The organism is Streptomyces ziwulingensis (genome assembly GCF_039542605.1).
Classification (GTDB): domain Bacteria; phylum Actinomycetota; class Actinomycetes; order Streptomycetales; family Streptomycetaceae; genus Streptomyces; species Streptomyces ziwulingensis.
Genome location: NZ_BAABIG010000019.1, coordinates 24142 through 45166 on the forward strand (window position 1 = coordinate 24142; position 21025 = coordinate 45166).

At 74.1% G+C, this 21025-nt stretch carries 19 protein-coding genes; 9 read left to right on the forward strand and 10 right to left on the reverse strand.

All coding sequences use genetic code 11. The features are described 5' to 3' along the window. Window positions 1–8: 8 nt before the first annotated feature. Window positions 9–704 carry a GntR family transcriptional regulator gene (locus ABEB00_RS09175; protein ID WP_345618649.1) on the reverse strand — a complete coding sequence of 232 codons (696 nt, stop codon included), beginning with the start codon at window positions 702–704 and terminating at the stop codon, window positions 9–11. Window positions 705–908: 204 nt separating this feature from the next. Between ABEB00_RS09175 and ABEB00_RS09180 the strand changes: the two genes are divergently transcribed. Together ABEB00_RS09180 and ABEB00_RS09185 are read left to right on the forward strand one after the other, a co-directional pair. After that, window positions 909–2234, forward strand: coding sequence for an MFS transporter (locus tag ABEB00_RS09180; RefSeq protein WP_345618651.1), 1326 nt, complete (start codon window positions 909–911; stop codon window positions 2232–2234). After that, on the forward strand, window positions 2231–3064 hold the full coding sequence (locus ABEB00_RS09185; protein ID WP_345618653.1) for a putative hydro-lyase: 834 nt from the start codon (window positions 2231–2233) through the stop codon (window positions 3062–3064). The genes ABEB00_RS09180 and ABEB00_RS09185 overlap by 4 nt, the downstream gene beginning before the upstream one ends. A 370-nt stretch (window positions 3065–3434) precedes the next feature. On the opposite strand, the gene ABEB00_RS09195 is transcribed toward ABEB00_RS09185, so the two are convergent. The 4 genes from ABEB00_RS09195 to ABEB00_RS09210 all read right to left on the reverse strand — a co-directional run bounded on the left by ABEB00_RS09195 (window position 3435) and on the right by ABEB00_RS09210 (window position 8231). Continuing rightward, window positions 3435–4598, reverse strand: a complete 1164-nt coding sequence (locus tag ABEB00_RS09195; protein ID WP_345618654.1) for a glycosyltransferase — start codon at window positions 4596–4598, stop codon at window positions 3435–3437. Then, the gene (locus tag ABEB00_RS09200; protein WP_345618655.1) at window positions 4595–5722 is read right to left on the reverse strand and encodes a glycosyltransferase family 4 protein; all 1128 of its coding nucleotides are present in this window, start codon (window positions 5720–5722) and stop codon (window positions 4595–4597) included. Before ABEB00_RS09200 ends, ABEB00_RS09195 begins: the two co-directional genes overlap by 4 nt. A 339-nt stretch (window positions 5723–6061) precedes the next feature. Then, complete coding sequence (locus tag ABEB00_RS09205; protein ID WP_345618656.1) at window positions 6062–7480, reverse strand: HEAT repeat domain-containing protein; 1419 nt, start codon at window positions 7478–7480, stop codon at window positions 6062–6064. Between the two features lie 358 nt (window positions 7481–7838). Further along, window positions 7839–8231: an ankyrin repeat domain-containing protein gene (locus ABEB00_RS09210; RefSeq protein WP_345618657.1), complete on the reverse strand. Its 393-nt coding sequence runs from the start codon at window positions 8229–8231 to the stop codon at window positions 7839–7841. A 320-nt stretch (window positions 8232–8551) separates the two neighbouring features. On the opposite strand from ABEB00_RS09210, the gene ABEB00_RS09215 reads away from it, so the two are divergent. Continuing rightward, window positions 8552–8746 (forward strand): hypothetical protein, encoded by a 195-nt coding sequence (locus tag ABEB00_RS09215; protein WP_345618659.1) that lies wholly within the window; start codon window positions 8552–8554, stop codon window positions 8744–8746. A gap of 37 nt (window positions 8747–8783) precedes the next feature. Further along, window positions 8784–10595, forward strand: a complete 1812-nt coding sequence (locus ABEB00_RS09220) for an ATP-binding cassette domain-containing protein (protein WP_345618661.1) — start codon at window positions 8784–8786, stop codon at window positions 10593–10595. Window positions 10596–10691: 96 nt separating this feature from the next. Here the strand turns inward: ABEB00_RS09220 and ABEB00_RS09225 are convergent, their stop codons facing one another. Next, a complete protein-coding gene (locus ABEB00_RS09225; protein ID WP_345618663.1) occupies window positions 10692–12197 on the reverse strand; it encodes an SCO1417 family PLP biosynthesis transcription factor in 1506 nt (501 codons plus the stop codon). Between the two features lie 64 nt (window positions 12198–12261). On the opposite strand from ABEB00_RS09225, the gene yczE reads away from it, so the two are divergent. From yczE to ABEB00_RS09245, 4 genes are all read left to right on the forward strand, one after another. Next, window positions 12262–13044, forward strand: a complete 783-nt coding sequence (yczE, locus tag ABEB00_RS09230) for a membrane protein YczE (RefSeq protein ID WP_425586464.1) — start codon at window positions 12262–12264, stop codon at window positions 13042–13044. Next, on the forward strand, window positions 13041–13808 hold the full coding sequence (locus tag ABEB00_RS09235; protein ID WP_345618667.1) for a glycerophosphodiester phosphodiesterase family protein: 768 nt from the start codon (window positions 13041–13043) through the stop codon (window positions 13806–13808). The genes yczE and ABEB00_RS09235 overlap by 4 nt, the downstream gene beginning before the upstream one ends. A gap of 52 nt (window positions 13809–13860) precedes the next feature. Continuing rightward, a complete protein-coding gene (locus ABEB00_RS09240) occupies window positions 13861–15207 on the forward strand; it encodes an MFS transporter (RefSeq protein ID WP_345618670.1) in 1347 nt (448 codons plus the stop codon). A gap of 280 nt (window positions 15208–15487) precedes the next feature. Then, window positions 15488–15862 (forward strand): RNA polymerase-binding protein RbpA, encoded by a 375-nt coding sequence (locus ABEB00_RS09245; RefSeq protein ID WP_030677841.1) that lies wholly within the window; start codon window positions 15488–15490, stop codon window positions 15860–15862. A gap of 147 nt (window positions 15863–16009) precedes the next feature. Here ABEB00_RS09245 and fxsA read toward each other — a convergent pair whose 3' ends face one another. From fxsA to ABEB00_RS09265, 4 genes are all read right to left on the reverse strand, one after another. Beyond that, on the reverse strand, window positions 16010–16588 hold the full coding sequence (fxsA, locus tag ABEB00_RS09250; protein WP_345618671.1) for an FxsA family membrane protein: 579 nt from the start codon (window positions 16586–16588) through the stop codon (window positions 16010–16012). A gap of 43 nt (window positions 16589–16631) precedes the next feature. Further along, window positions 16632–17456, reverse strand: a complete 825-nt coding sequence (locus ABEB00_RS09255) for a polyprenol monophosphomannose synthase (RefSeq protein ID WP_345618672.1) — start codon at window positions 17454–17456, stop codon at window positions 16632–16634. Window positions 17457–18010: 554 nt separating this feature from the next. Beyond that, window positions 18011–19615, reverse strand: coding sequence for an amidohydrolase (locus ABEB00_RS09260; protein ID WP_345618673.1), 1605 nt, complete (start codon window positions 19613–19615; stop codon window positions 18011–18013). Between the two features lie 79 nt (window positions 19616–19694). After that, window positions 19695–20135 (reverse strand): Lrp/AsnC family transcriptional regulator, encoded by a 441-nt coding sequence (locus tag ABEB00_RS09265; RefSeq protein ID WP_345618674.1) that lies wholly within the window; start codon window positions 20133–20135, stop codon window positions 19695–19697. A 263-nt stretch (window positions 20136–20398) separates the two neighbouring features. On the opposite strand from ABEB00_RS09265, the gene ABEB00_RS09270 reads away from it, so the two are divergent. Continuing rightward, window positions 20399–20836: a hypothetical protein gene (locus ABEB00_RS09270; protein ID WP_345618675.1), complete on the forward strand. Its 438-nt coding sequence runs from the start codon at window positions 20399–20401 to the stop codon at window positions 20834–20836. Window positions 20837–21025: the final 189 nt, after the last annotated feature.

Genomic DNA, 21025 nt, shown 5'->3' on the forward strand with positions numbered 1-21025 from the left:
CTCCGCGCCTACGTCTCCGCGCCGACCCGCCGCCGGTAGACCTCGAGGACGCGTTCCAGGGAGTCGGCGAGGTACACGGCGAGCAGTTGCTCGGCGGCTCCCCGCTCGCCGGTCCGCAGCGCCCGCAGGATCTCCTGGTTGCGGGCGATGTACGGCTCGTGCAGGCGGTGCGCGTCGTCCACCACGTGGAAGGCGAGGCGCAGTTCGGCGAAGACGCTGCGCATCACCTCGTCGGTGCGCTCGCTGCCGGCCAGCGCCACCAGTTCCCGGTGGAAGTGGATGTTGGCCGTCCCCACCCGTTTCCAGTCACCCTCGCGGGCCGCCCCGTGCCCCTCCTCGACAGCCGCGGCGAGCGCGTCCAGCGCGTACGGCGGCTCGCCCAGACCGCGGACCACGGCGCACTCGACGAGGGTCCGGGTCCGGTAGATGTCCTCGACGTCGTCGACGGTGAGCACCCGTACGAAGACGCCCCGGTTCAGCTCGTGGACGAGCAGCCGCTCGTGGGTGAGCAGCCGGAACGCCTCCCGCAGCGTGTTGCGGGAGACGCCGAGCGCGCCTCCGATGCTGTCCTCCGACAGCCGGGTGCCGGGCGGGAAGAAGCCGTCGGCGATACGGCTCCTGAGGATGTCCGAGACCCGCTCGGCGGTGCTGGTGCGCCCCAGCAGGGCCCGGTCGTCTGCGAGTTGCGCGAGCTGGTCTGCCATGCCCGGAATTCAACCGCAGACAGAAGAACGAAACAACAGGGGTATTGAGGAATCGTTGAACGATCCTCTACGGTGCTTCCCACGGCGGTGCTGTCCCCGGCGGTGCCCCACCACGGCGCTGCCGCGCTCACCGTGCCGCCGCCCGCTGTCGCACCGACCGGCTCACTCGGCAAGCACCCTCCGTCCTCCCTCTGCGAGGTGCCCATGAGCACGACCCCACCCCCGCGGTCCCTGACCGCCGCACAGCACCCCCGCCCCGGCACCGGTGAAAGCGCCGCCGACAGCGGCGCCTCCGGCTGGCTGCGCGCCCTGGGGCCCCGGGGCCGCCGCGCCTTCGCCGGCGCGTTCGGCGGCTACGCCCTCGACTCCTACGACTACTTCACGCTGCCGCTGAGCATGGTCGCGCTGGCCGCGTACTTCGGCCTGGACAGCGGCCAGACCGGCCTGTTCACGACCGTCACGCTGGTCGTCTCGGCGGTCGGCGGCGCCCTCGCGGGCGTGCTGGCGGACCGGGTCGGCCGGGTCAAGGCCCTGCTCCTGACAGTGATCACGTACGCCGTGTTCACCGTGGCCTGCGGTTTCGCGCCGAACTACGAGACGCTGCTGGTCTTCCGGGCCCTTCAGGGCCTCGGTTTCGGCGGCGAGTGGGCGGTCGGCGCGATCCTCGTCGCCGAGTACGCGAGGGCCGAGCACCGGGGCCGCACGCTGGGCGCGGTCCAGAGTGCCTGGGCGGTGGGCTGGGCGCTGGCCGCGCTCGTGTACACGCTGGTGTTCTCGGTGGCCGACGAGGACCTGGCCTGGCGGATCATGTTCTGGACCGGTGCGCTGCCCGCGCTGTTCGTCCTGTGGGTGCGGCGCAACGTGCGGGACGCGCCCGAGGCGAGCGCCGCGCGTGCGAACGATGCCGACCGGGGATCGTTCCGGGCGATCTTCGCGACGGGGACGGCCGGCACCCCGGGCCTGCTGCGCACCACGCTCTTCGCCGGGCTGCTCTCCACGGGCGTGCAGGGCGGCTACTACACGCTCGCCACCTGGGTGCCGACGTATCTGAAGGAGGAACGCGGCCTGTCGGTGGTGGGCACCGGCGGCTATCTGACGTTCCTCATCTCGGGCGCCTTCCTCGGCTACCTGACCGGGGGTCACCTCACCGACCGGCTGGGCCGCCGGCGCAACATCTGGCTGTTCGCCCTGCTGTCGGCGGTCTGCGTCCTGGCGTACGCGAACATCCCGGGCGGCGCCGACACCCTGCTGCTGGTGCTCGGCTTCCCGCTCGGGTTCTGCATGTCGGCGATCTTCAGCGGCTTCGGCTCCTACCTGGCCGAGCTGTATCCGACGGCGGTGCGCGGCACCGGCCAGGGCTTCACCTACAACACCGGACGCGCGGTGGGCGCCGTCTTCCCCACGACGGTTGGCTTCCTGGCCGGCAGTTGGGGGGTCGGCGGCGCACTGGTCTTCGGCGCGATCGGGTACGGCATCGCGGCGGTGGCGCTGCTCGGACTGCCCGAGACGCGCGGAAAGGAGCTGGCATGACCAGGACCGACCAGGCGACGGAGGACCGCGCGGTCACCCTCGTCGACGACCGTGCGCACGCGTGGCGACCGGAGGCGGCCCGCCTGCGCTTCCGGGAGGGCCTGAGCGGCCCCACGGCCGGCGTCGCGGCCGGCCACACCCAGGCCAACCTGATCTCGGTGCCCGCCGACTGGGCCTACGAGATGCTGCTGTTCTGCACCCGCAACCCGCGGGCCTGCCCGGTGCTCGACGTGACGGACGCCGGAGCGTGGACGACACCGCTCGCCGACGGGGCCGACCTCCGCACCGACCTGCCGCGCTACCGGGTGTGGCGCCACGGTGAGCTGGTGGCGGAGCCGACGGACACCCGCGCGTACTGGCGGGACGACCTGGTGTCGTTCCTCATCGGGTGCAGTTTCACCTTCGAGTGGGCGCTGAGCGCGGCGGGCGTCCCGATCCGCCATGTGGAGCAGGGCCGCAACGTGCCGATGTACGTCACCTCCCGGCAGTGCCGTCCGGCCGGGCGGCTGCACGGCCCGATGGTGGTGTCGATGCGTCAGGTGCCGCCGCGGCACCTGTCGGCGGCGATCCGGGAGACCAGTCTGCTGCCGGCGGTCCACGGCGGCCCGGTGCACTGCGGCGTCCCGTCGGCGCTCGGCATCACCGATCTGGCCCGCCCCGACTTCGGTGACGCGGTGGAGCCGGAACCGGACGACATCCCGGTGTTCTGGGCGTGCGGGGTCACCGCGCAGGCGGCGGTGGTGGCCTCGCGTCCGCCGTTCGCGCTCACCCACGCGCCGGGGCGGATGTTCCTCACCGACGCGCGCGACGAGCAGTACCGCGTGGTGTGACCCGCCGGGCGGCGTGCGGGGCCCGGGTGTCCGAGCGGCGGCGGGGTGCCCGGACCTCACCGGGCCGTTTCGCGCCCGTCCGGTCAGGCGGCCTCCGCGTGGTCGGCCCTCGGCGGGGCCGCGAGCGCCGTCGGCACCGCCGCGGCGGCGCGCGGGTCGAGCCGGACGCTCGTCCCCCGCGCGGGGTGACGCGGTTCGCCGGCGGCGGGCGTCAGGAGCCGCGACAACAGGCCGGTGCGGCGCCGGGCCGGCCACCCGGTGCCTGCGGTCGCCGGCCACCTCAGGCTCGCCGCGCGGGCGGGCGCCGGGTACTCGGGCCCGCCGATGCCCTCGGTGAGCGAGTCGCCGGGGGCCGCAAACCGCAGCCGCCTCAGGACACGCCCTCCGGCACGGCCGGACGCGGACGCCGCACGGCCGTCGCGTCGTGCGCCGCGAGGAACGCGGTCACCGCCGTGTCCCAGCCGAAGCACTCCGCACGCGCGCGTGCCGCCCGGCGGCGTTCCGTCTCCGCGCGTGCCATCAGCAGGTCGACGGCGTCGGCGAACCCCTCCCCGTGGTCGGCGGCGACGGCCCCGGCGGAGCCGATCACCTCCGGCAGCGCCGAGGACGTGCTCGCCACCACAGGGGTGCCGCACGCCATCGCCTCCAGCGCGGCGAGCCCGAACGTCTCGGCCGGCCCCGGCGCCAGGCACACGTCGGCGGACGCCTGCAGCGCGCCGAGCACGCCGGGGTCGCGGACGTGCCCGAGGAAGGAGACGGGCAGTGCCCGCTCCCGTGCCCGCTGTTCGAGCCGGGAGCGCAGGGGCCCGTCCCCCGCGACCACCAGGGCCACCCGCCGGCCGCGCCGGCGCAGCGCCTCCACGGCGTCCAGTGCCGTCCCGGGCCGCTTCTCCACGGAGAGCCGGGAACACATCACCAGGAGCGTCTCGGCCCCCCGCGCGTGCGCCGCCCGCACGGCCTGATCGCGCAGTGCCGGATGCCGCGCGACCAGGTCGACGCCCAGGGGGGCGCGTACGACGTTGCGGGCGCCGATCCGCAGGAACTCCCGCTCGGCGAACTCGGTGGTGCACACCACGCGTGCGTAGGTGTGCGCGGTACGGACGTTCAGCGCGTCGGCGGTGCGCCGGGCGGCCTCCTCGGACAGCCCCCAGGTGCGCAGCACCCCGTCGGCGGTCTCGTGGGAGACCATCACCGCGGGCACCCGGGCCCGCCGGGCCCACTTGCCGGTCCAGCGCAGTGTCGTGCGGTCGGACACCTCCAGCCGGTCGGGGGCCAGTTCCTCCAGCAGTGCGGCGACGCGTCGCCCGGCGGTCAGGACGCGGTAGCCGCCGGTGCCGGGCAGCAGCGGGCCGGGCACGGTGATCACCCGGCCCTGCTCGGTCTCGCGGTCGCTCGCGTACTGCCCGGGGATCACGAGGACGGGTTCGTGCCCGGCCGCCAGGTACCCCTTGCCCAGCTCGCGCAGCGCCGTGCGCAGGCCGCCGGAGGCCGGGGTGACGAAGTTGGCGAGCCGGACGATCCGAAGTGCGCTCATGCCGCCAGCACCGCCCTGCGTCCGGCCAGTACGTCCGTGTAGTGCTCGATCAGCCGGTCGCCGACGGCCGCCCAGGTGCGTCCCTCGACGGCCGCGCGTGCGGCGGTCCCGTAGGCGGCGCGCAACTCGGGGTCGCAGGCCAGCGCCCGCACCGCGTCCCGCAGGGCGCCGGGGTCGTCCGGTGGCACCAGCAGCCCGGTGCGGCCGTGGTCGACCAGGTCCAGGGGGCCGCCCGCGGCGGGCGCGACGACCGGCACGCCGCTGGCCATGGCCTCCTGCACGGTCTGGCAGAACGTCTCGAAGGGCCCGGTGTGGGCGAAGACGTCCAGGGAGGCGAAGTAGCGGGCCAGGTCGGCACCGGTGCGGCGGCCCGCGAAGACCGCCCCCGGCAGCACCTGCTCCAGGCCGGTCCGGCTGGGCCCGTCGCCGACGATCACGACGCGCACGCCGGCCAGGCGGCAGACCTCGGCCAGCACCTCGACGTGCTTCTCGGGGGCGAGCCGTCCGACGTAGCCGACGATCAGTTCGCCGTTCGGGGCGAGTTCCCGGCGCAGTGCCTCGTCGCGCAGGCCGGGCCGGAAGCGGGTGGATTCCACGCCGCGCGGCCAGAGCGTCACGCGGGGCACGCCGTGGGCGCGCAGGTCGTTCAGCGCGGCGCTGGACGGGGCGAGGGTGAGGTCGGCGGCGGAGTGCACGGAGCGGATGCGCCGCCAGGCCGTCGCCTCCCCGGCACCCATGTACGTACGGGCGTAGCCGGCGAGGTCGGTCTGGTAGACGGCCACGGCGGGCACGCCGAGCCGGGCGGCGGCGGCCATGCCGCGGACGCCGAGGACGAAGGGGCTGGCCAGGTGGACGACGTCCGCGCGGTGGTCGGTGAGCGCGGCGGCCAGGCGCCTGCTGGGGAGGGCGACCCGGACCTGGGGGTAGCCGGGGAGCGGGAGGGAGGGGACGTGGACGACCGGGCACGGGGCGTCGGCGTCGGGCTTGTTGCCGGGTGCCGGGGCCGGGGCGACGACGAGGGGAGCGTGACCGCGATCGACGAGGTGCCGGGCGGTCTGGAGCGCGCAGTGGGCCACGCCGTTCACATCGGGGGGAAAGGATTCGGTCACGATGACGACACGCATACCGGTGTTGTCGCCGGGCTGGACGTGGTCGCGTCGACGTGGATCTGTCCGGCCGAGGAACGGCCCATGAGCGTTGAACTGCCCACCCGAGCAGGTCGGCCGGTGTCCACGCCCGGCTGCCCCGCGGGTCACCCCTCGTTCACACAGCGCGCGCGGGTCCGCCTCGCCGGACGTGAACCTCCGGCCGGCCCGGCGTTCCCGTGAGCCCCCGGCCGACCCGGCGCAATCCCCGCGCACTCCCCCGCTCACGCCCGCCCGCACGGCGCGCCCCGACGCGGCCGCATCGCCTTCCCGCCCGCTCGCGCGCCCGGCGCGTCCGGCTTCGGTGTCGCCGCCCGCTCACACCGCGGAGGCGTCCGGTCCGAACCGGCTCCGTACCGCCGTCTGCACCTCGGCCTCCTCCGCGGGGTCGGCGGCGAGCCTGCGCAGCCGCTCGACCACGCGGTTGTCACCGGTCTCGGCGTGCCGGGCGGCGACTTCGCGGGTGGTCTCCTCGCAGTCCCACAGGCACTCCACGGCGAAACCCGCGGCGAAGGAGGGGTCGGTGGCCGCCAGTGCCCGCGCGGCCCGGCCGCGCAGGTGGGAGGAGGCGGTCTCGCGGTAGATGTGCCGCAGCACGGGCGCGGCGCAGACGATGCCGAGCCGTCCGGTGCCGTCGACCAGGGTCCACAGCGTGGGCGCGTCCGGCCCCTCGCCGCGGACCGCCTCGCGCAGCGCCGCGAGGACGAGGTCGGTGTCGCGGGTGGAGCCCCGGCAGGCGAGGACGCGTCCGGCGGCGGCGCCCAGGGGGTCGGGCCGGCGGGCCCAGCGGCGCGCCCGCTCCACGGCGGCAGGCCCGCGCATGCGTTCGAAGGCATCGACGGCGGCCTCCGCCACCACCGTGGAACCGGTGGCGGCGGCGTTCTCGATGAGGCCGAGGGCCTCGGGGTCGTTGCCGTCGGCGAGATAGCGCAGGGCCGTGCAGCGGGCGCCGTCGGTGCCGGACCGGGCGGCCTCGACGATCTCGGCCCGGTCGTCGGGACCGGCGACGGCCGTCAGGCATCGGGCGGCCGGTACGTGCAGCGCGGAGCCGCGGTCCAGGCCCTGCTGGGCCCAGTCGAAGACGGCCCGCACGCTCCACCCCGGGCGGGGTCCGGCGGGTCGCATCTGCCGCTGCCAGCGGTCGAAGGAGCCGGTCTCCCGGGCGGCACGCACACGCGCGGCGATCGCCGGGCGCGGATCGTCGGCCCACAGCCGCCAGGGCCTCGGCTCGAAGGCGTCGCGTACGGCGACGGCGAGTTCCGCCTCGCCCCGCGGGTCGGTGGGGAAGCGCGCGAGGACGGGTTCGGCGAGGGCGCGCAGCCCGGCGTCGTCGTCCCGCAGCGCCAGCTCGTCCAGGGCCCAGGCCCAGTTCGAGCCGTGGGCGGCGTACCTGCGCAGCAGCGGCAGCGCGTCCCGCCGGCCGTAGGAGGCGAGGTGGCCGAGGACCGCCAGGGCGAGCCCGGTGCGGGACTCCTCGCCGTCGAGGACGTCCGCGGCGTCGAAGAGGTGGGCCTCGATGGTGTCGAGGCCACCGTCGAGGTCGAGGAAGAGACGGGCGTAGTAGAGGGAGCGGTTCTCCACCTGCCAGTCGTGGCGGGGATCCCGGAGCACGCAGTGGTGCAGGGCCGCGAGCGCTTCGGCACGCGGCGCGGTGAGCGCGTGCAGCGTGCCGTCGCCGCGACCCCGCTGAAGCAGGCCGAGCAGCGTACCGCTGGGCGCTATGACCGGATCGAACATGGGAAACAGCCTCACATCAAGCGTCGACGCAACCGGTGAACACGCGTTATCCGCCCGCGTGACAACACGTCGGAGCGTCCACCGTCTCTTGCTTGCCGAAGACCATTTCTCTCTGCCTCTCGTCGGTGGCCCTTGCGGACCGGGGTCACGGCCCGCGCGGTGCGGCAGCTTCTGCCCTGCCGTCACGACCGTGAACCACGTCGTCATGATGACCCGGCGCTTCGTCCCACCGCGACCGAAATTTCGGCGGCCCCGCACCGCCTCCCCCGTTTTCCCCGCCCTGCCCGGTCACCGCCCGGTCACCGCGTGCTCGACGCCTGGTCGATGCCGGGCCGGGAGGTCGTGATCGCCCTCCGGGTCACTGCGCGCCGAACAGCTTCAGCAGCTCCGTCCGTTCAAACATGCGAGCGGTGTCGACGGCCGAGGGGGTACCCGCCGCGGGGTTCGCGCCGGCCTCCAGGAGGGCCTCGATCACCTCGGTCTCGCCCTTGAAGACGGCGCCGGCGAGCGGGGTCTGGCCGCGGTCGTTGATCCGGTCGGCGTCGGCGCCGCGGGCCAGCAGGGCCCGGACCGCGTCGGGGTGGCCGTGGTAGGCGGCGAGCATCACGAGGGAGTCGCCGCGGTCGTTGGTGAGGTCGGCCGGGACCCCCGCGTCCACATACGCCACGAGGGGCTCCGTCCGCCCCTGCCGGGCCAGGTCGAAGATCTTGGTCGCCAGCTCCACGACCTCGGGGTCGGGGGTGTCGGTCATCGGCCGGACCGCCTCTCAACTACGCGTCACTACGAACGTACGAACGCTGGGGAATCGTGGCGCACGTCCGCGAGCGGTGCGGCCGTGCGAGTGAATCGCCAGGGTACTGGCTCGTGCGGCACATGACCCGACGCGACCGCGGTAGGGATCATTGCGGCCACCGCGGGAGGCGACCACCCGGCTCGACCGGCTCAAGGACTGCTCCACCAGGTGGCGTTAAACGTCCTTTTTCCACCCAGTTGCACCTTTTATCGTATAGACACATCCTGTGATCCTGGAAGTACTCATGGTGACTGTCCCCGCAAACCAGGAGAACTCACATGATCCTCTCGATCTCAGGCGTGGTCCTGCTCGGCATCGTCGTCTTCATCTTCTTCCGCAAGGACGGCCTGAAGGCGTCGCACGCGGTGGTCGCCATGCTGTTCGGTTTCTACCTGGCCAGCACCGCCATCGCGCCGAGCATCAAGGCGGGCGGCGAGAGCCTCGCCGGGCTCCTCGGCGGCCTCAAGTTCTGATCGCCCTCATCCCTGTGAGCACCCTCAGGAGGCAGCAGTGGCCCGGCGCCCCCTCCCCCGCATTCTGAGCAACGGCGGCGCGCGGCTCGCCCGAAGCCGGGAGCTGGCCCGGACGGCGTCCGACAGCGCCACCGACGTCCTCCAGCCGCTGATCACGATCGCCCGCGGCCTGCGCCGGATGGCCTCGGCCGCCCGGCGCAGATGGACCGGGACGCCGAGGGAACGGCGCGGCGCGCTGCTCTTCCTGGTCGCCTCGGTGCTCCTGGTCGTGGCCCTGATGCCGTACGGCCCGCTGCTCGCCGCCGTCGCGCTGATGGCGGCGGCGGCCTGGCACGGCCGCGACCGGCCGCCGCGGGAGCCCGAGGGCCCCGGCGACTCCGGGGCGCAGCGCCTCACCGCGCTCTACGAGGCCCTGGTCCCGTACTTCTTCCTCGCCGAGGACCCCGACCCGCTGTACACCCACGGCGGCTCCTGGGAGAAGGCGTTCCCGGCCTATGAGTTCGACGACACCGGCCGCTTCTCCCGTCTGGTGATCCATTACCCGGCCTACTTCAAGGACGGCGAGGCCGCCTCGCGCGCCCGGATCGAGCACCTGCTCACGGCCAAGGCGGGCCGGGGCCGCGAGTACCACTTCGGGTGGGACGGGGAGGCCAACCACCTCACCCTGACCGTCCTCGCGCCGCTGCCCACGGACGTCGCCGCCCAGCGGTTCGTCACGGCGCCCGGTGAGACGGTCCTCGGCCTGACCGACCCCACGCAGGTGCAGCGCACTCTTCCGCTGACCCACGGCGAGGAGCGGCGGGACGTGCCGCCGGTCGTCTGGCGCACCGGCGTCCGCTCCACCGAGCCGCACCTGCTGGTCCTCGGCCGGCCGGGCACCGGCACCTCGACGCTGCTGCGCTCGATCGCCCTCCAGGCCCTGCACCACGGCGGCGACCTGGTGGTCGTCGACGGCGGCGGCACCGGCGAGTACGCCTGTCTGACCGGACGCGACGGCGTCCTGGCGGTCGAGTGCGGGCTCTCCGGGGCGGTGGCCGGCCTGGAGTGGGCCGCCCAGGAGACGGAACGGCGGCTGATCGCCGTGAACCACGCCCGGCAGGAGGGCCGGCCGCCGCCGGACGACACCCGGCGTCCCCTGTGGGTCCTCCTGGACCGGCCGACCGCCTTCACCCACCTGGCGGACGCGGACGGCCGCAAGGACCCGCAGGCCCTGCTGCAGATTCCGCTGCGGCACGGACGCGCGGCGCTCGTCACGGTGGTCGTCGCCGAACAGCTCGACGCCGTCGACGCCCTCAGCGAGGCCGTACGGCAGCACACGCGCGCGCGTGTGGTGCTCGGACCGGCCGGTGCGGACGAACTGGCCGGCGTGCTCGGCGCTCCCCCGTCCACCACGCCCGGCGACCAGCTCCCGCCCGGCCGCGGTCATGCCCGGCTGGGCACGGGCCCGGTGCTCCGCCTCCAGGTGCCGGCCACCCCGGACCCCTACGACGACGCCACGACCGACGCGCTGCGGCAGAAGGTCCTGGAGCTGCTGCCGCCCCGCACCACCCCGGCGGACGGGGAACACGTCCCGGGTGATCCTGGCGATCCGAGCGAACCGGGCGGTGGGGACGCCCCGGCGGGCCCCTCGGACCGGGACCTGGACCTGGACGAGCCCTCCCCCGCGGGGGAGGAGACCGTTTTGGCGGCGACGGTGCCCGAGGCGGTTCCGGCCGCGCCGACGGCCGCGGTCTCCGCGCCCGTCCCCACCCTCGACGGGCCGCGGCCCACGCCCCGGGAGCCGGTCCCGACGCTGGACGGACCGCAGCCGAAGCACAAGAAATCGGTCCCCACGCTGATCAAACCGTAGCCTCGGCCGACCACCGACCAGCAGCCCCGGTCGACGGCGCTCCCTGCACCGGAGCGGGGCGCCGTCCATCACACCCCTCGCCCCGGGACGGGCGTCTCACGCCACGAACGTCCGCAGCCCCTCGGCCGGACCGGAGCCTACGCGTCCGCTCTCGACCAGCCGCGCCGCCGCGGCCAGCCGCACCGCGGCCTCCTGGGCCACCGCGCCGCCGACCGTGAACGGCAGCCGCACATAGCCCTCGAAGGCCCCGTCCACCCCGAACCGGGGACCGGACGGCACCCGCACCCCCACGCGCTCCCCCGCCTCGGCGAGCCGGGACCCCGACAGGCCACCGGTGCGCACCCAGAGGGTGAGCCCGCCCCGCGGCACCTCGAACTCCCAGTCGGGCAGCTCCCGCCGCACCGCGGCCACCAGCGCGTCCCGGTTCTCCCGCGCCTGCCCGCGCCGCAGCTCGACGGCGTGTTCCCAGCCGCCGGTGCCGAACAGCCAGTTCACCGCCAGTTGCTCCAGCACCGGGGTGCCCAGGTCGGCGTAGGCACGCGCGGCGACCAGGCTGCGGATCACATCGGGCGCCGCCCGGACCCAGCCGATGCGCATCCCCGCCCAGAACGCCTTGCTCGCCGAGCCGACGGTGACGACGGTCGACCCGGCCGGGTCGAACGCGCACACGGGGGGCGGCATCGCCACGTCCTCGTCCAGCCACAGCTCGCTCATCGTCTCGTCGGCCACGACCACCGTCCCGGCCGACCGGGCCGCCTCGACCAGCCGCCGCCGCTGGTCCTCGTCGGCGAGCGCGCCCGTGGGGTTGTGGAAGTCGGCGACGACGTAGGCGAGGCGGGGCGCGGCCTCCCGCAGCACCTGCCGCCAGCGCTCCACGTCCCAGCCGGTCAGCCCGTCGGCCATGGCCACGGGCACCAGCCGGGCCCCCGCCTCGCGCATGAGCTGCAGGATGTTGGCGTACGAGGGCGACTCGACGGCGATGCGCTCGCCGCGGCCTGAGAACAGGTGACAGATCGCGTCGATCGCGCCCATCGCGCCGGTGGTCACCATGATCTGCTCGGGCATGGTCGGGATGCCACGCGCGGTGTAGCGGTCGGCGATCGTCGCGCGCAGCGCGGTCAGGCCGGCCGGGTAGTCGCCGTGCGTGTGCGCGTACGGCGGCAGCTCCTCCAGGGCCCCTCGCACCGCGCGGGTCAGCCACGGCTCGGGGGCCGGGAGCGCCGCACAGCCCAGGTCGATCACCGAGCCGAGCGCCTCGGGCGGGAGCGGCTCCAGACCGCGGGCCGGGACCGGGTTGCCGGCCGGGACGGCGGTCCAGCTTCCCGCGCCGCGCCGGGACTCCAGGAATCCCTCGGCGCGCAGTGCCTCGTAGGCGGCGGCGACCGTGGTGCGGCTGACGGACAGGGCGAGGGCCAGCTCCCGTTCGGCGGGCAGCCGGGCGGCGACCGGTACGCGCCCTTCGAGCACGAGCAGCCGGACGCCGTCGGCGAGCGCGCGATAGGCCGGCGGACGGCGGGTGCCGGGTCCGGCGGGGCGGTCCTGCTGGGAGCCCAGCAGCCGGGCGAGTTGCGCGGCCCCCACGGCCGAGGTCCACTGCGTCACTGAAATCGGTCCACCTTCTCGGAATTGGCCATGGATGGCTCCTCCTGCCACGCCACAGGGTGTCATGTGTCAGGCCACTATGACCACAAGGGGACCCAACTTGTCCGCGCGACAGCAGTCCACGCCGGAACTTCTTCCGGAACCCGACCGCCCCACCCACCGCACGGGCCCCACCCTGCGCACGGACCGCCCCACCCCACGGACCGACCACCTCACCCGGCGCCTCCTGCAGCTCTACGGCGGTCTCGCGCTCTACGGGTTCAGCTCCGCGCTGCTGGTCCGCTCCGGCCTCGGCCTGGAGCCGTGGAACGTGCTGCACCAGGGCCTGGCGGAGCTGACCGGCCTGTCGATGGGTGTGGTGCTGACCCTGGTCGGCGCGGCCGTCCTGCTGCTCTGGATCCCGCTGCGCCAGCGGCCCGGCCTGGGCACCGTCTCCAACGTCCTGGTGATCGGGGCGGCGATGGACGCGACGCTGACGGTGCTGCCGGACGCCCACGGCCCGGCGCCGCGCGTGACACTGCTGGTCGCGGGGATCGTCCTGAACGGCGCGGCGACCGGCCTGTACCTCGCGGCGCGGTTCGGCCCGGGTCCGCGCGACGGACTGATGACGGGGCTGAACCGGCGCACGGGGCTGTCGGTGCGCCTGGTGCGTACGACGCTGGAGGTCGCGGTGGTGGCGACGGGCTTCGTCCTCGGCGGCACGGTCGGCGTCGGCACCGTGCTCTACGCGCTGGCCATCGGCCCGCTCGCCCAGATGTTCCTGCGGATGTTCGCCGTCCCGCCGGCATCCGCCGGAAGCACGGTGGTCGCCGCCGGTCGATCCGGCCCGGCGATACTGCGCCCGTGACCACGCCGATACGCCACCCCTACCTCGACCACCCCGGTCCGCTCGCCTTCGCCCACCGGGGCGGCGCGGCGGACGGCCTGGAGAACACGCTCCGCCAGTTCCGGCGGGCGGTCGGGGCGGGGTACCGGTATCTGGAGACCGATGTGCACGCCACCCGGGACGGCCGTCTCGTCGCCTTCCACGACGCGACGCTGGACCGGGTCACGGACGGGCACGGCCGGATCGCGGACCTGCCGTGGGAAGAGGTGCGCCACGCGCGCGTGGCGGCCGCCGAGCCGCTGCCGCTCCTCGAGGAACTGCTGGAGACGTTCCCCGAAACCCGCTGGAACGTCGACGTCAAGGCGGAACCGGCCCTCCTGCCTTTCCTGGACCTCGTGGAGCGCACCGCCTCCTGGGACCGGATCTGCCTCGGCTCGTTCTCCGAGGCACGTCTCGCGCGTGCGCGGCGGCTGGCCGGGCCGCGCCTGGCCACCTCCTACGGCACCCGGGGCGTCCTCGGTCTGCGGCTGCGTTCCTGGGGTCTGCCGGCCTCGGTGAGCGCCGGGGCGGTGGCCGCCCAGGTGCCCGAGTCGCACGCGGGCGTCCCCGTGGTGGACCGCCGTTTCGTGCGCGCCGCCCACACGCGCGGACTCCAGGTGCACGTGTGGACCGTGAACGAACCCGACCGCATGCACCGGCTCCTCGACCTCGGCGTGGATGGCATCATGACCGATCACATCGACACGTTGCGCAAGGTCATGGAGGAGCGCGGCGTCTGGGTCTGAGCCCGGCGCGCCGGGTCCGGGGCGGCGCGCGTTCTGGGGAGGCGGGGCACGCGTGGGCATCGACACCGTGCGGACGGAGGCGGTCGGCGGAGCCGCCGGGCGCCGGCGCGAGCAGCGTGGCTGGTACATGTACGACTGGGCGTGCTCGGTCTACTCGACGAGCGTGCTCACCGTGTTCCTCGGCCCCTATCTGACCTCGGTCGCCGAGTCCGCCGCGGGCGCGGACGGGTACGTCCACCCGCTGGGCCTACCCGTGCGCGCCGGGTCGTTCTTCGCGTACTCGGTCTCCCTGTCGGTGATCGTGGCGGTGCTGGTGATGCCCCTGGTGGGCGCCGCGGCCGACCGTACGGGGCGCAAGAAGCCCTTGCTGGCCGCCGCGGCCTACACCGGGGCCGCGGCGACGGCCGCCATGTTCTTCCTGGACGGCGACCGGTACCTCCTGGGCGGCCTGCTCCTGGTGATCGCCAACGCGGCGCAGTCCGTGGCGATGATGCTCTACAACTCCTATCTGCCGCAGATCGCCCCGCCCGAGGAGCGCGACGCGGCCTCCTCCCGGGGCTGGGCCTTCGGCTACGCGGCGGGCGCGCTGGTCCTCGTGGCCGACCTGGTGCTGTACACCGCGCACGGCTCCTTCGGCCTCACCGAGAGCGCGGCGGTCCGGGTCTGCCTGGCCTCGGCCGGCCTGTGGTGGGGCGCCTTCGCGCTCATCCCCCTGCGGCGGCTGCGCGACCGCCGCACCGCCGCGCGGGCGGCGGCCGCCCCCGGTCCGCGCCAGGTGGCGGCGACGCTGCGCGACATGCGGCGCCACCCGCTGACCCTGGCCTTCCTGCTGGCCTACCTCGTCTACAACGACGGCATCCAGACCGTGATCTCCCAGGCGTCCGTCTACGGCTCCGAGGAACTGGGCCTCGGACAGTCCACGCTCATCGTCGCCGTCCTGCTGGTGCAGGTGCTGGCGGTGGCGGGCGCACTGCTGCTGGGCCGGCTGGCCCGGGCGTACGGCGCCAAGCGCACGATCCTCGGCTCGCTGGCCGCGTGGACGGTCACACTGGCGGCGGGGTACTTCCTGCCGGCCGGCGCGCCCGGGTGGTTCTTCGTCCTGGCCGCCGGGATCGGGCTGGTCCTCGGCGGCAGCCAGGCCCTCTCCCGCTCCCTCTTCTCCCACCTCGTCCCGCCGGGCAAGGAAGCCGAGTACTTCTCGGCGTACGAGATCAGCGACCGCGGCATGAGCTGGCTGGGGCCGCTGCTTTTCGGCCTCACCTACCAGCTCACCGGGAGCTACCGGGACGCGATCGTCTCGCTGGTGGTCTTCTTCGTCCTGGGCTTCCTGCTCCTGGCGCGGGTACCGGTGAGGCGTGCGATCCGCGACGCGGGTAACCCGGTACCCGAAAGGATTTAGCGCTCGGAGCGAAAGGGCGGTAGTGTACGCCTTTGGCCTGCCAGGCGTACCGTTACTGCGCGTCAAAGGTGCCGGAACGCAGTGTCACATCTGCGAACCAGGTGTGACAAACCGGGCGCCGGTGGGTACTGCACTGCTTGACAAGGCTGCGGATACGACGGCGACGCACGACCCCGTAACGACATCCGGTACGGGAATCTTTACCGCCGACCGGACGTTGACCGGATGACGACGACAGCGACACATGTCCTGTGGGCTACAAGCCCGGGAGGCACGATTCATGAGTGAGCGAGCTCTTCGCGGCACGCGCCTCGTGGTGACCAGCTACGAGACGGACCGCGGCATCGACCTGGCCCCGCGCCAGGCCGTGGAGTACGCATGCGAGAAGGGGCATCGGTTCGAGATGCCCTTCTCGGTCGAGGCGGAGATCCCGCCGGAGTGGGAGTGCAAGGTCTGCGGGGCGCAGGCACTCCTGGTGGACGGCGACGGCCCTGAGGAAAAGAAGGCCAAGCCCGCGCGTACGCACTGGGACATGCTGATGGAGCGACGCACCCGCGAGGAACTCGAAGAGGTCCTGGCGGAGCGGCTGGCCGTTCTGCGCTCCGGCGCGATGAACATCGCGGTACACCCGCGGGACAGCCGTAAGAGTGCGTAGTCCCTGCGGGGTCTTGAGCGAGCATTCAGCGCACGAGAGCGACAAGTAGCGAACAGCGAGAGTAACCGCGGGCGCCGTACGTGAGTACGGCGCCCGCGGTTTTCTCCGTTCCGGTGGACCCGATGGGCCCCGGTGGCCCGGTGCGGCTCAGCGCGTCAGGGGCGGGCGCGGGTCCCGGGGAGCGTCGGCGGCGTGGCCGTCCTCCCTGATGACCTCGCCCTGGACCACCCTGCCGTCGGGACGGCGCATGCGGGCCTGCCGGAAGGCGTCACCCAGAGTGCCGGGGCCGGCCTCGCGCAGCCTGCGCTCGACGGTGCGCTCGGCGGAGCGGCTGACGGCCTTCTGGACCGGGGGCAGCAGCAGGAGCAGGCCCAGCGCGTCCGACAGCACACCGGGGATGATCAGGAGCAGGCCGCCCAGCATCATCAGGCCGTTACCCTCGCTGTTCGGCCGGTCCGGGGGTGTCTCGCCGGCCTGCCGCTGTTGCAGCGTGCGCGTCAGGTTCCGGAAGGCGCGGCGGCCCGCGCGCTTGATGACCACGGAGCCGAGGACGAGGCCCGCCAGCAGGACCAGGAGGACCACGAGGCCACCCGACGCCCCCGCCACCAGGGTCAGCAGCCAGATCTCCAGCACGAACCACACGGCGACGCCCAACGGCAGGAACGTACGCAGCCGGGAACGCCGGGGCCGGGCGGGGGAGGCGGAGGTATGAGCGCCAGTCGTCATACTCCCAGTGTGCCTGGACCCGGCTCAGCGCGGGATAAGGGGCTCAGGAAGTCCCGGAGGTCCGCCCGGGCGGCTTGGCCGGCCTGCCGCGGTCCATGATCTTGCCGACCCGCTCCCCCACCCCCCAGGACGTGACCCGCCACAGGGCCTCCACCAGGATGTCGCGGCTCATCTTGGAGTCACCCAGCTCGCGTTCGACGAAGGTGATGGGCACCTCCACGACGTGGTAGCCGGCCTTGACCGCCCGGCGGGCCAGGTCGACCTGGAAGCAGTACCCCTGGGAGGCCACCTCGGCCAGGCCCAGGCCCTCCAGGGTCTCCCGCCGGAAGGCGCGGTAGCCGCCGGTGATGTCGCGCAGCGGCAGGTCCAGCGCCAGCCGCGAGTAGAGGCTGCCGCCGCGGGAGATGACCTCCCGGGACTTGGGCCAGTTCACCACCCGGCCGCCCGGCACCCAGCGCGAGCCGAGGACCAGGTCGGCGCCCTTCAGGGCGGTCAGCAGGCGCGGCAGTTCCTCCGGCTGATGGGAGCCGTCGGCGTCCATCTCGACCAGCACGCCGAAGTCGTGCTCCATCCCCCAGCGGAAGCCCGCGAGGTAGGCGGCGCCCAGCCCCTCCTTGCCCTTGCGGTGCAGGACGTGGACCCGGTCGTCCTCGGCGGCGAGTTCGTCGGCGAGCTTCCCGGTGCCGTCGGGGCTGTTGTCGTCGGCCACGAGCACGTGGGCATCGGGGACCGCCTCCCGCACGCGGCCGACGATCGCCTTGATGTTCTCCGCCTCGTCATAGGTCGGGATGATCACCAGGGCCGTGCCGAGAGGGCCGAACCGTCTCTCCCGGTCCGAAGCCGCACGCGTCCCGTCGCCGTCGTTCACTGCTGCCCCTTCGTGTCCGTACGCAGGGCACCACCATAGTGGCCACGGCCTGCGATGACGTGACAGGCCGTTCGTCTGATGGCGTCGTTTGAACAAGAGTTGGGCAGGAGTGCTTTTTTACTACCCTTTCGGGACCGTTTCGGCCCGGAATCGACTACGGATGGGGGCCCGGCGCCCTTCGGGCCGACCTGGGGCCCGCTGGCTGCGGGTCGACCGAGAGCCGTTGTCTACTGAGCGCTCGGGCCCCATCCGGGTCACACCTCCCGACCGGCCGGAACGATCCCGCGCCTCGACGCGAGCGCTGAGCCTGGCTCCCAGTGGCGGTGCCCGATCGCGGCGCACCGTCCCTGACCCAGCAGCGCCGCGCCGGGTCGTGGAGTTCCCCGGTCGGGCGTCCGGTGGTGGACTCCGCCGAACCTACCGGCCCCCCGCCGTCGCCTGTCAACACTCGTTCGACCTGCGGTTTTGTGATCAACGTGCTGGTCAGCGGCGAGGAGACGCAGGTGGTGCGACACAGGGACAAGCGAAGATCGTCGCCCCGTCGGCCGCCGAGATCACTCGCCCGGCCGTACGAAGATCGTCCGTCCGCCGACGACGGTGCGCAGGCAGACGGGCAGGTCACGGCCCGGGGCGAGGTCGGGCAGTCCGGGGGTGCCGGAGCGGGGATCGGTGGACCAGCGCGCGACCCGGTCGTCGGGGGCCTGGACCACCAGCTCCCCGGTGTGCCACACCGCGTAGTCCGCGGGGGCGCCCGGCACCAGGACGCCGGCGTCGTCGCGGCCCACCGCGCGCCAGCCGCCACGCGTGTGCGCGGTGAAGGCGGCGCGCACGGAGACGCGGTGCTCCGGTGTGCGGTGGAAGGCGGCGGCGCGCACGGTGCCCCACGGGTCGAGCGGGGTGACCGGGCTGTCCGAGCCGAAGGCGAGCGGCACACCGGCTCGCAGCAGGGCGGCGAAGGGGTTCAGGGCGCGGGCCCGCTCGGCGCCCAGGCGGTGGGCGTACATGCCGTCCGCCCCGCCCCACACCGCGTCGAAGGCGGGCTGCACGGAGGCGGTCAGGCCGAGTTCCGCGAAGGCGCCGATCGTCTCGGCGGTGAGCATCTCGGCGTGTTCGACGCGGTGCCGGGCGGCGCGGATCCGGGCCAGGCCGAGCTTCTCGGCGGCGGCGCGCACCCCGGCGACGACCGTGGTCACCGCGGCGTCACCGATGGCGTGGAAGCCCGCCTGGAGTCCGGCCTCGGTGCAGGCGACGACGTGGGTGGCGACCGCGCCGGCGTCCAGGTGGGCGGTGCCGGTGTGGCCCGCGTCGGCGTACGGGTGGTGCAGGCAGGCGGTGTGCGAGCCGAGGGCGCCGTCCACGAAGAGGTCCCCGGCCGCGCCGATCGCGCCCAGTTCTGTCGCCTTGTCGACATCCTGTTCGGCCCAGTAGCCGAGGACGCGCGGTCCGTCCTGACCGGCCGCCAGTCGCAGCAGGCCGGTCAGGTCGTCCTCGGAGGAGATCTCCGGTCCTGCGCATTCGTGAACGGTCCCGATACCGAGGGAGGCGGCCCGGGCGAGGGCGGCGCGCTGGGCCTCGGTGCGCTGGGCGACGGTGAGGGCTCCGAGGGCGGTGGCGCGCACCGCGTGGTGGGCGTCGTCGACGAGCGGGCCGTCGCCGCGGCCGGCGGCGCCGGGGGCCAGGTCGAGCAGCGCGGTCGTGGCGACGGCGGAGTGGACGTCGATCCGGCTGAGGTAGAGGGGGCGGCCGCCGGTGGCCCGGTCGAGTTCGGCCCGGGTGGGCGGGCGGCCCTCGGGCCACGCCGAGGCGTCCCAGCCGTGGCCCAGCAGGACCCGGTCGGCGGGGCGGGCGGCGGCGAAGTCGCGGACCCGGGCGAGGGCGGCCGGGAGTGTGGGGGCGTCGGACAGGTCGAGGCCGGTCAGGGCGAGGCCGGTGGCCGTGGTGTGCACATGTGCGTCCGTGAACGCCGGGGTGACCAGCGCGCCGTCCAGGTCGACCACTCGGTCCACGCCGTCCGCGAAGGCGTCCGCGGCGCCCTCGGAGCCGACCCAGGCGACCTGGCCGCGTTCGACCACCATGGCCGTGGCGAAGGGGTCGGCGGGACTGTGGACCTCGCCGCGGCGCAGCAGGACGGTCTCGGACGGCACGCTGGACTCACTCATGGGCACCAGTCTCACCCCTGGGCCGGGGCGTTTCGCACCGGGGCTTGCCGTCACCTGACGGGCCGCCCGGCCGGGCCGCTCAGATGCGCGGCGGACGCGCCTCGTACGGCGTGGAGAGGACGACGGTCGTGCGGGTCGACACGCCGGCCAGGGACCGCAGCCGGGCGAGCAGTTCCTCCAGCTCGTGCGGGGTGGAGACCCGGACCTTGAGGATGTAGTTCTCGTCGCCGGCGACGCTGTGGCACGCCTCGATCTCGGGGACGTCGGCCAGCCGGTCCGCGATGTCGTCCGGGGCGCTCGGGTCGAAGGGTTTGACCGAGATGAAGGCGGTCATCGGCAGCCCGACGGCCTCCGGGTCGACGACGGCGGCGTACCCGCGGATGACGCCACGCTGCTCCAGCCGCCGCACCCGCTGGTGCACGGCCGAGGTGGACAGCCCCGTGGCCCTGCCCAGGTCTGTGTAGCTCATCCGCCCGTCCCCGACGAGCAGCCGCACGATCTGTCTGTCCAGCTCCTCCATGGCGCAAGAACCTACAGTGCGTCTGACCTCCTGGGACACCTGTGCGGTGGGTCATGACCCGTTCGTGACGTGCCGCGATGGCGGCCGGCCCCGGCGGGCGCGGACCGGCCGCCGCGGGCACCCGTGAGGGGTGTGTGACGAAGACCACATCACTCGAACGCTCTCCGTGATGTTCTCGTGATTACCGCCCGGGGGCGGAGGGAAGTGCTTGCTGTGGTCGAGGCCGCAGTGCCTTCACGGCCCAGCCCGAGGGGGAGAATCCCATGCAGAGTCTTAAGCGCGCCGGTCGCACCGCTGCCAAGCGCCCGCAGTTGGTGGTCGATCTCATGCCGGAGGGCGTCGAACCCGACGCCTTCGACGACGAGGAACTCGACGCCTACGACACCTTCGAGATGTACCGGGTGATCTGCCCGGACTGCGCGCAGCCCATCGCGCTGCTGGCCGACGAGGAGGTCCTTCCGGAGCACGCGCTGTGCGCCTCCCCGTGGAACCCGTTCGGCCTCACGGTCTGCGCCGGCACCGGTCGCCGGGCCACCGAGGCCCGCCCCGCCGACGAGTCGTTCGAGCCGCAGGAGCAGCAGACGGCCCTGCTGCTGACGCTCCCCCAGGGCCTGGACTGGCGGACGCAGCCGTTCTCCCACGTCGGCGGTCCGGGCTCGCGCCCGATGCGGGTGCCGACGATGCGCCGGCACGCCGCCTGAGCGCGCCCCGGCCGTCCCGTTCGTGAACCGCACCGCACCGCGGCCTTCGGTACCGGGCCGCGGTGCGGTCCGGCATGTCCGCCCGCGAGGCGGTCCGGCGCGCGGTCCCCGCCACGCCGAACAGGGTTGTTCCACAGCCGTGTGGGACCGCACCGCACGTCGTCCGCCCCGCGCGCACGGCACCCGCTG

Bases quoted from the DNA above. Each gene is read 5' to 3' on its own strand.
- ABEB00_RS09245 (WP_030677841.1), top strand. From the start codon at position 15,488: ATGAGTGAGCGAGCTCTTCGCGGCACGCGCCTCGTGGTGACCAGCTAC.
- ABEB00_RS09195 (WP_345618654.1), bottom strand. From the start codon at position 4,598: ATGAGCGCACTTCGGATCGTCCGGCTCGCCAACTTCGTCACCCCGGCC.
- ABEB00_RS09205 (WP_345618656.1), bottom strand. From the start codon at position 7,480: ATGTTCGATCCGGTCATAGCGCCCAGCGGTACGCTGCTCGGCCTGCTT.
- ABEB00_RS09265 (WP_345618674.1), bottom strand. From the start codon at position 20,135: ATGGAGGAGCTGGACAGACAGATCGTGCGGCTGCTCGTCGGGGACGGG.
- ABEB00_RS09260 (WP_345618673.1), bottom strand. From the start codon at position 19,615: ATGAGTGAGTCCAGCGTGCCGTCCGAGACCGTCCTGCTGCGCCGCGGC.
- ABEB00_RS09215 (WP_345618659.1), top strand. From the start codon at position 8,552: ATGATCCTCTCGATCTCAGGCGTGGTCCTGCTCGGCATCGTCGTCTTC.
- fxsA (WP_345618671.1), bottom strand. From the start codon at position 16,588: ATGACGACTGGCGCTCATACCTCCGCCTCCCCCGCCCGGCCCCGGCGT.
- ABEB00_RS09185 (WP_345618653.1), top strand. From the start codon at position 2,231: ATGACCAGGACCGACCAGGCGACGGAGGACCGCGCGGTCACCCTCGTC.
- ABEB00_RS09200 (WP_345618655.1), bottom strand. From the start codon at position 5,722: ATGCGTGTCGTCATCGTGACCGAATCCTTTCCCCCCGATGTGAACGGC.
- yczE (WP_425586464.1), top strand. From the start codon at position 12,262: ATGTGTCAGGCCACTATGACCACAAGGGGACCCAACTTGTCCGCGCGA.
- ABEB00_RS09175 (WP_345618649.1), bottom strand. From the start codon at position 704: ATGGCAGACCAGCTCGCGCAACTCGCAGACGACCGGGCCCTGCTGGGG.
- ABEB00_RS09180 (WP_345618651.1), top strand. From the start codon at position 909: ATGAGCACGACCCCACCCCCGCGGTCCCTGACCGCCGCACAGCACCCC.
- ABEB00_RS09210 (WP_345618657.1), bottom strand. From the start codon at position 8,231: ATGACCGACACCCCCGACCCCGAGGTCGTGGAGCTGGCGACCAAGATC.
- ABEB00_RS09270 (WP_345618675.1), top strand. From the start codon at position 20,399: ATGCAGAGTCTTAAGCGCGCCGGTCGCACCGCTGCCAAGCGCCCGCAG.